The following is a 7,564-nucleotide window of genomic DNA, read 5'->3' on the forward strand; positions in this document are numbered from 1 at the left end:
TCGCGACTTGCGCGCAAAGATAGTAATTTCCAACAAGAATCGAATTCAGGAACACACCATGAACGCTCTGAACCAAGCCCATTGCGAAGCCTGCCAAGCCGGCGCCCCTCAAGTCAGCGATGAAGAACTGCCGGTACTGATCAAGCAGATTCCAGACTGGAACATCGAAGTTCGCGACAGCATCATGCAGCTGGAAAAAGTCTTCCTGTTCAAGAATTTCAAGCACGCACTGGCGTTTACCAATGCGGTCGGCGAGATCTCTGAGGCGGAAGGTCACCACCCGGGCCTGCTGACCGAATGGGGCAAAGTCACCGTGACCTGGTGGAGCCACTCCATCAAAGGCCTGCACCGCAATGACTTCATCATGGCCGCGCGCACTGACGAAGTGGCCAAGGACGCCGAGGGCCGCAAGTAATGCACTTCGACGCCATCGGCCGGGTGCCCGGCGATCCGATTCTCGGTTTGATGGAGGCCTATGCGCAGGACCCGAATCCGCGCAAATTCGACCTCGGCGTGGGTGTCTACAAAGACGCCCAAGGCCTGACGCCCATTCCGCAAGCGGTGAAACTGGCCGAGGCGCGGCTGGTGGACCGTCAGTCCACTAAAACCTATATCGGTGGTCATGGCGAGCCGGCGTTTGGCAAAGCGATCAACGAGTTGGTGCTGGGCGCGGATTCCGCGCTGATCTCGGAACAACGAGCCGGCGCGACCCAGACACCGGGTGGCACCGGCGCACTGCGCCTGAGCGCGGACTTCATCGCCCAATGCCTTCCGGGGCGTGGCGTCTGGCTGAGCAATCCGACCTGGCCGATTCACGAAACCATCTTCGCGACAGCCGGGGTCAAGGTCAGCCACTACCCTTACGTCGGCAAGGATAACCGTCTCGACGTCGAGGCGATGCTGGCGGTCCTTAACGAAGTGCCCATGGGCGACGTGGTGTTGCTGCATGCTTGCTGCCACAACCCGACCGGCTTCGATCTGTCCCATGACGACTGGCGTCGCGTGCTGGACATCGTGCGCAGTCGCGATTTGTTGCCGCTGATCGACTTCGCCTACCAGGGTTTTGGCGATGGCCTGGAGCAGGATGCCTGGTCGACCCGGCTGTTCGCTGCCGAGTTGCCAGAGGTGCTGATCACCAGTTCGTGCTCAAAGAACTTCGGCCTGTATCGGGATCGCACTGGCGCGCTGATTGTCTGTGCGAAAACCGCTGACAAATTGGTGGACGTTCGCAGCCAGCTGGCCAACATTGCCCGCAACCTGTGGTCGACGCCGCCAGATCATGGCGCTGCAGTGGTAGCGACCATTCTTGGTGATCCTGAACTGAAAAGCCTGTGGGCCGACGAAGTGGAGGCCATGCGCCTGCGGATCGCCCAACTGCGCAGCGGCCTGGTCGAAGCGCTTGAGCCGCACGGACTGCGTGAACGTTTTGCGCACATTGGGATGCAACGCGGGATGTTCTCCTACACCGGCTTGACGCCTGAGCAGGTGAAGAACCTGCGTGATCACCACAGCGTCTACATGGTCGGTACTGGCCGGGCGAACGTGGCAGGAATAGACGCTACGCGCCTGGACCTGTTAGCCGAGGCGATTGCCGAGGTCTGCAAGTAGCTTGAGTAACAGCAAGCTCCCTTGGGAGGGAGCTTGCTACCGCTCGGCTGCGCAGCAGTCGTAAATTCACCCTCGATGAATCTGTTGCACCGCGTTGTCTGGCAGTGGGCCGCTTCGCAGCCCACCGGCAGCAAGCTCTCCCTCGCGACATCCGGTCTCAATTAAGTTCCCGGCTGCGGCCATCTGTCGCAGAAATCCCAGATAAAAGTCTATTTGTCATTTCTCCTGCTGTATCCTGCGCAAGCTTTGTAAAAGCGCGGATCTACCAGATCTATCAACAGACTTTGCGAGGAGCGCGAACCATGCACGAGATCCCTAATCTCCCCTTCCCAAGCCTGCACGAAACTGAGCAGACAACCACGCAACAAGCCGGCGCCCAACAGCCCGAGCCGAAAGAAGCCACTGACAGTCGCAAGGCTGACAGCGAAGACTGATACACCGCACTACCAGACCGTGTGGAAAGCGCTAACATGCGCTTTCCACACTGCCTGAAACCCGAGCCCCCCATGTCTGACGAATTCAGCGAAGAGCAAGCCAGCGCATTGATCGGCACCGCCGAGAAAATGATCGAGATCTGGAATCGCCTCTCCCCCGAAAAACAAGCCGCCCTGCTAGCCCGTTTCGGCAGCGAAGAAAATGCCTTGGCCGCCCTGGTCACGACGCAACTGGTTGCCCCTGCCAAACCCTGATCAGCCCATCCGGCAAATAGTTTTACTTTTTCACGACCTGCGGCCGCTCGCGCCGCTATCATAAGCTGCCTATCTATCCTGCTTTCCCGTGGACCTTTACCCATGTCTGAAAACCAGCGCCCCCTGGCGGTCACGCTGCAAGTTGTCTCCATCGTTCTGTTCACCTTTATTGGCTACCTGAATATCGGCATTCCCTTGGCGGTGTTGCCTGGCTACGTCCACAGCGACCTGGGTTTCGGCGCCGTGATCGCCGGCCTGGTGATCAGCGTGCAATACCTCGCCACCCTGCTCAGCCGGCCGTATGCCGGGAAGATCATCGACAACAAAGGCAGCAAACTGGCGGTGATGTATGGCCTCGCCGGTTGTGGTTTGAGTGGGGTGTTCATGCTGATCTCGGCGTGGACTCAAAGTCTGCCGGCGCTTAGCCTCGTCAGTTTGCTGATCGGTCGCCTGGTCCTCGGCAGCGCAGAAAGCCTGGTGGGCTCGGGATCGATTGGCTGGGGCATTGGTCGCGTCGGCGCAGCGAACACCGCGAAAGTGATTTCCTGGAACGGCATCGCCAGCTACGGCGCACTGGCTGTCGGCGCGCCGCTGGGCGTGTTGCTGGTGAGGGAGTGGGGCCTGTGGAGCATGGGCGTGAGCATCGTGCTGCTGGCCATCCTCGGCCTGGCGCTGGCCTGGCCTAAAACCGCCGCGCCGATTGTCGTCGGCGAGCGCTTGCCGTTCATGCACGTACTGGGTCGGGTGTTGCCCCATGGCTGCGGTCTGGCGCTGGGCTCGATCGGGTTCGGCACCATCGCCACGTTCATTACCCTGTATTACGCCACGCAACACTGGGACAACGCGGTGCTTTGCCTGAGCCTGTTCGGCGCCAGTTTCATTGGTGCACGGTTGCTGTTCGGCAATCTGATCAATCGCCTCGGTGGCTTTCGCGTGGCGATTGCCTGTCTCTCGGTGGAAACCCTGGGCTTGCTGCTGCTGTGGTTGGCGCCGGACGCCCACTGGGCATTGGCCGGCGCAGCACTGAGCGGGTTCGGTTTTTCGCTGGTATTCCCGGCGCTTGGCGTAGAAGCGGTGAACCTGGTTCCGGCCTCAAGCCGTGGGGCAGCGGTCGGTGCTTACTCGCTGTTCATCGACTTGTCGTTAGGGATTACCGGACCGTTGGCGGGTGCTATTGCAGCAGGTTTCGGTTTTGCCTCGATCTTCCTGTTCGCCGCCATTGCCGCATTAAGTGGTTTGGGCTTGAGTGTTTACCTGTACCGCCAGGCGCCCAGGCACCTTAATGAAAAATACCGTGAAGAGCGTGGCGCTCCCTAGAAATCGACCTTCCCTCGCCCGGCCTTGATGCTGCCGCGCTTGGTTTTGGATTCCAGTCGACGCTTCTTCGAGCCCAGCGTCGGCTTGGTCGGCCGGCGTTTCTTTTCGACCTTGGTGGCGCTGAGTATCAACTCGATCAACCGCTCCAGCGCGTCGGCGCGATTGGCCTCCTGTGTCCGGTATTGCTGGGCCTTGATGATCAACACGCCTTCGCTGGTGATGCGACTGTCACGCAGCGCCAGCAGGCGTTCTTTGTAGAACTCGGGCAAGGACGAGGCCGGGATGTCGAAGCGCAGGTGCATGGCGCTGGAAACCTTGTTGACGTTCTGTCCACCGGCGCCCTGGGCGCGGATGGCTGTCAACTCGATCTCGGCATCCGGCAGATGCACGTTGTTGGAAATCACCAGCATGGAAAAGCGTCCGTATTCAGAACGTGCAGGATACCGCGAATGAAGGAGCGCCCTTGCAGGAGCTGGCGCAGGCTGCGATTTTTGATCCTGATTTTCTCCCGATATCGCTGAAATGCGGGATCAAAAGATAACAGCCTTGCTTCGCTTGAGCTCCTGCGGGTAATAATTGCTACGCAACAGATAAACCCAGCTCCGACAGCAGCATCGAGGCTTGTGCGCGAGAAATCACGGCGCCCTTGAACAGTTTCGCATCATTGAGTCGAAAGCCGCTCAAATCGGCACCGCGCAAATCCGCACCGGCGAATGTCGCGCCATTGATACGGGCATGGGCGAGACTGCAATCAACAAACTCTGCTTTGCGAAAGTCCGCATCACTCAGGTCCGCCTCAGAAAAATCCAGGTTGTTCAGCGTGCTTCTGGCAAAGGACATCCCCGGCAAAAAAGCACTGTTGAGTCGCGTCTCGTTGAACGAAAGCCCCAGACCCGAACAGTGACTGAAGTTGGCGCCGGTCAGCTTGCAGCCGTTGAACTCGACTTGAGCCAACTTAGCTCGCTGCCAGCTCGTATTGTTCAGATCACAATTGCCGAACGATGCCTCAAGCAAGTGCGCAGCTTCGAAAACCCCGTGTGCCCCCCGGCACCCTTTCCACGTTGTGCCCTCCAGACGAGCCCCTAGAAACTGACTGCGGAGCAAGGTACAGCGATGGAACTCGCAGTGATCCAGTACCAACCGCGACAAATCGGCATCGGTGAAGTCCACACCGATGAAGCGCAGCGGCAAGCCGTGATGATCAATCGCCGCCTGAACGTCCTCACGACCCAACAGGCCGCCTTCTATTTCGTAGTGCGTTTGTTCTTCGCTCATGCTTGCCTCCTGTCCTGTATTTCTGGCTTGAGCAGTCTATCGTCACCTCTTGTAGGACCGCAGACAAAAAAGCCGGCAGACGCCGGCTCTTTTGTTGTCATCCGTCTCCTACTTGATCACGGAGCCGGTCATCGCAGCGCCGTGGTTACGACGCTTGTTTTTGATGCCGTAGCAGATCCACATGAACGCAACCCACACCGGTATCGCGTAGACCGAAATCTGGATACCCGGAATCAGCAGCATCACACCCAGGATGAACACCACGAACGCCAGGCAGATGTAGTTACCGTAGGGGTACCACAGCGCCTTGAACAGCGGCGTTTGTTGGGTCTTGTTCATGTGCTGGCGGAACTTGAAGTGCGAGAAGCTGATCATCGCCCAGTTGATGACCAGGGTGGCCACTACCAGCGACATCAACAGCTCAAGCGCGCTGTGCGGGATCAGGTAGTTCAGCAGTACGGCGATCAATGTCACCGCTGCCGAAGCCAGGATCGAGCGTACAGGCACGCCTCGCTTGTCGATCTTCGCCAGGGCCTTGGGCGCATCACCCTGCTCGGCCATGCCCAGCAACATACGGCTGTTGCAGTAGGTACCGCTGTTGTAGACCGACAATGCAGCAGTCAGCACGACAAAGTTCAGGATGTGCGCGGCAGTGCTGCTGCCAAGCATCGAGAACACCTGAACGAACGGGCTGCCGCTGTAGGAATCGCCGGAGGCATTCAGGGTGGCCAGCAGGCTGTCCCATGGTGTCAGCGACAAAAGAATGACCAGTGCGCCGATGTAGAAAATCAGGATCCTGTAGATCACCTGGTTGATGGCTTTCGGGATCACGGTTTTCGGCTTGTCGGCTTCTGCTGCGGTGAAACCGAGCATTTCCAGACCGCCGAATGAGAACATGATGATCGCCATGGCCATGACCAGACCGCTAATCCCGTTCGGGAAAAAGCCGCCATGGGCCCACAGGTTGGTCACCGATGCTTGCGGACCGCCGTTGCCGCTGACCAGCAGGTAGCTGCCCAGCGCAATCATGCCGACGATGGCCACCACTTTGATGATCGCGAACCAGAACTCGGCCTCGCCAAAGACTTTGACGTTCGCCAGGTTGATCAGGTTGATCAGTACGAAGAATCCGGCAGCAGAGACCCAGGTCGGGATGTCCGGCGCCCAATAGTGTATGTACTTGCCAACCGCAGTCAGCTCCGACATGCCCACCAGGATGTACAGAATCCAGCAGTTCCAGCCCGACAGGAAGCCGGCGAAACCACCCCAATACTTGTGAGCAAAGTGGCTGAAAGAACCGGCCACCGGCTCTTCGACGATCATTTCGCCCAGTTGGCGCATGATCATGAAAGCGATGAAGCCGCAGATGGCATAGCCGAGGATCATCGACGGGCCAGCAGATTTCAGCACGCCGGCCGAGCCCAGAAACAAACCGGTACCGATGGCGCCACCGAGGGCGATCAATTGAATGTGGCGATTTTTCAGGCCGCGCTTCAGCTCGCCTGAATGCGAGTTTTGTCCACTCATGAAAAGGGTCTCACGCAAGGTTTGATGATGTTCAGTAGACGATGCTGCTCAGTTGCGATTTCAAGCAGCACCGATCAAACCCCAGCGCAGGCACCAGGAGTTCAGCGTATTTACAACGTTCATGCGTCACCTGTTTGTTTTTATCTGTGACGAAATCGAACCCGACACGCTTGTGGCGCAGCGGAGTGAACAAGGCGGATAGCCCTGAGGTTTGCGCAGATGCGCAGGAGGTCACAGTTAAAACGCGGCGCATTGTACACCTGTAACCCCCTGCTGCCAGACATCACTGGATCAGCGTGTCGGTTGCCGGGATTGCGTGTGTCCGCCTCGGAGCTGCCGGGCGGATGCAAAAATTGAGTCAGACCTTTGCGGGTCATCGACGGGAACGGTAAGAAAACGTCCCTTGGGGAGATGAAGATGGATCGCGGCGTTCATTGCGCCTCCTTGTTTTTATGCACCTGCACGGCAGGCATGGGGCGCATCTGATCCTTCTACGACAGCTGAAACAAGCGGGCCAGAGCGCTGGCGAGGGGGCATGGAAGCGCCCGACGGAAGGAATTCCTTACAGAATCGAGGACGTGTCGATTGCGCTGGACGAATCGGGGAATTTCGTAAGTTTTTCGTTACAGGCCGTAACGCAGGATTTCCATTCTGGAACTGGGTGGAATGTCCGCAGGCGCCATCGCGAGCAAGCTCGGCTCCCACAGAACAAACGGCCGCAGGCGCCATCGCGAGCAAGCTTGGCTCCCACAGGGTGAATGGGCGCAAGCACTCTCTGGGACATCTTGAATGAACGTGGGAGTGGGCTTGCTAGCGAAGAGGCCCTTGAATTCACCCCATCATTAAAGACGTGCAAAAAAAAACGCCAACCCGAAGGTTGGCGTTTTTCATGTACCGCTCACCGATTACTCAGGCTTGCGACGACCGAAGCCCGGACGCTGGCCCGAACCGGCTGGCGCACCACGACGCTTGCCCGATGGCGCGTCCTTGTCGACCAGAACGATGCCTGGGCGTTTTTTCGGCGCAGGCTTGGCCGGACGCTTGGTATCGGTCGGACGATCCGCCACTGGCGTACCGCGACCTGATTCACCACGACCAGCAGGTGCCCCACGATCGCTGCGACCGCCCGTTGGCGCGCCGCGGCCTTC

At 58.7% G+C, this 7,564-nt stretch carries 8 protein-coding genes and 1 pseudogene; 5 read left to right on the plus strand and 4 right to left on the minus strand.

The window, feature by feature from the left end; all coding sequences use genetic code 11:
• The first annotated feature begins 58 nt into the window (after nucleotides 1–58).
• The 5 genes from GBC55_RS01515 (at nucleotide 59) to GBC55_RS01530 (ending at nucleotide 3,614) form a co-directional block, all read left to right on the plus strand.
• Complete coding sequence (locus tag GBC55_RS01515; RefSeq protein WP_162440429.1) at nucleotides 59–415, plus strand: 4a-hydroxytetrahydrobiopterin dehydratase; 357 nt, start codon at nucleotides 59–61, stop codon at nucleotides 413–415.
• Entirely contained in the window at nucleotides 415–1,608 is a 1,194-nt protein-coding gene (locus GBC55_RS01520) for an amino acid aminotransferase (protein ID WP_162440430.1), read from the plus strand. Before GBC55_RS01515 ends, GBC55_RS01520 begins: the two co-directional genes overlap by 1 nt.
• 302 nt (nucleotides 1,609–1,910) lie before the next feature.
• Nucleotides 1,911–2,042 (plus strand): hypothetical protein, encoded by a 132-nt coding sequence (locus GBC55_RS29775; RefSeq protein WP_268932884.1) that lies wholly within the window; start codon nucleotides 1,911–1,913, stop codon nucleotides 2,040–2,042.
• A gap of 72 nt (nucleotides 2,043–2,114) precedes the next feature.
• The gene (locus tag GBC55_RS01525; RefSeq protein ID WP_162440431.1) at nucleotides 2,115–2,297 is read left to right on the plus strand and encodes a hypothetical protein; all 183 of its coding nucleotides are present in this window, start codon (nucleotides 2,115–2,117) and stop codon (nucleotides 2,295–2,297) included.
• A gap of 102 nt (nucleotides 2,298–2,399) precedes the next feature.
• Complete coding sequence (locus GBC55_RS01530) at nucleotides 2,400–3,614, plus strand: MFS transporter (protein WP_162440432.1); 1,215 nt, start codon at nucleotides 2,400–2,402, stop codon at nucleotides 3,612–3,614.
• Here GBC55_RS01530 and arfB read toward each other — a convergent pair.
• From arfB to GBC55_RS01550, 4 genes and pseudogenes are all read right to left on the minus strand, one after another.
• A complete protein-coding gene (arfB, locus tag GBC55_RS01535) occupies nucleotides 3,611–4,024 on the minus strand; it encodes an alternative ribosome rescue aminoacyl-tRNA hydrolase ArfB (protein WP_123434006.1) in 414 nt (137 codons plus the stop codon). The two genes, GBC55_RS01530 and arfB, sit on opposite strands and share 4 nt — an antisense overlap.
• 169 nt (nucleotides 4,025–4,193) lie before the next feature.
• Nucleotides 4,194–4,889: a pentapeptide repeat-containing protein gene (locus GBC55_RS01540; protein ID WP_162440433.1), complete on the minus strand. Its 696-nt coding sequence runs from the start codon at nucleotides 4,887–4,889 to the stop codon at nucleotides 4,194–4,196.
• A 108-nt stretch (nucleotides 4,890–4,997) separates the two neighbouring features.
• Nucleotides 4,998–6,416, minus strand: a complete 1,419-nt coding sequence (locus GBC55_RS01545) for an amino acid permease (protein ID WP_162440434.1) — start codon at nucleotides 6,414–6,416, stop codon at nucleotides 4,998–5,000.
• A 905-nt stretch (nucleotides 6,417–7,321) separates the two neighbouring features.
• Nucleotides 7,322–7,564: pseudogene (locus GBC55_RS01550) on the minus strand (23S rRNA pseudouridylate synthase B); the annotation flags it as partial.

It is taken from the genome of Pseudomonas sp. TNT3 (assembly GCF_010095445.2).
Lineage (GTDB): Bacteria > Pseudomonadota > Gammaproteobacteria > Pseudomonadales > Pseudomonadaceae > Aquipseudomonas.

Coding starts and splice junctions, on each gene's coding strand:
- GBC55_RS01530 (WP_162440432.1), top strand. CDS start 2,400: ATGTCTGAAAACCAGCGCCCCCTGGCGGTCACGCTGCAAGTTGTCTCC.
- GBC55_RS01525 (WP_162440431.1), top strand. CDS start 2,115: ATGTCTGACGAATTCAGCGAAGAGCAAGCCAGCGCATTGATCGGCACC.
- GBC55_RS01545 (WP_162440434.1), bottom strand. CDS start 6,416: ATGAGTGGACAAAACTCGCATTCAGGCGAGCTGAAGCGCGGCCTGAAA.
- GBC55_RS01520 (WP_162440430.1), top strand. CDS start 415: ATGCACTTCGACGCCATCGGCCGGGTGCCCGGCGATCCGATTCTCGGT.
- arfB (WP_123434006.1), bottom strand. CDS start 4,024: ATGCTGGTGATTTCCAACAACGTGCATCTGCCGGATGCCGAGATCGAG.
- GBC55_RS01515 (WP_162440429.1), top strand. CDS start 59: ATGAACGCTCTGAACCAAGCCCATTGCGAAGCCTGCCAAGCCGGCGCC.
- GBC55_RS29775 (WP_268932884.1), top strand. CDS start 1,911: ATGCACGAGATCCCTAATCTCCCCTTCCCAAGCCTGCACGAAACTGAG.
- GBC55_RS01540 (WP_162440433.1), bottom strand. CDS start 4,889: ATGAGCGAAGAACAAACGCACTACGAAATAGAAGGCGGCCTGTTGGGT.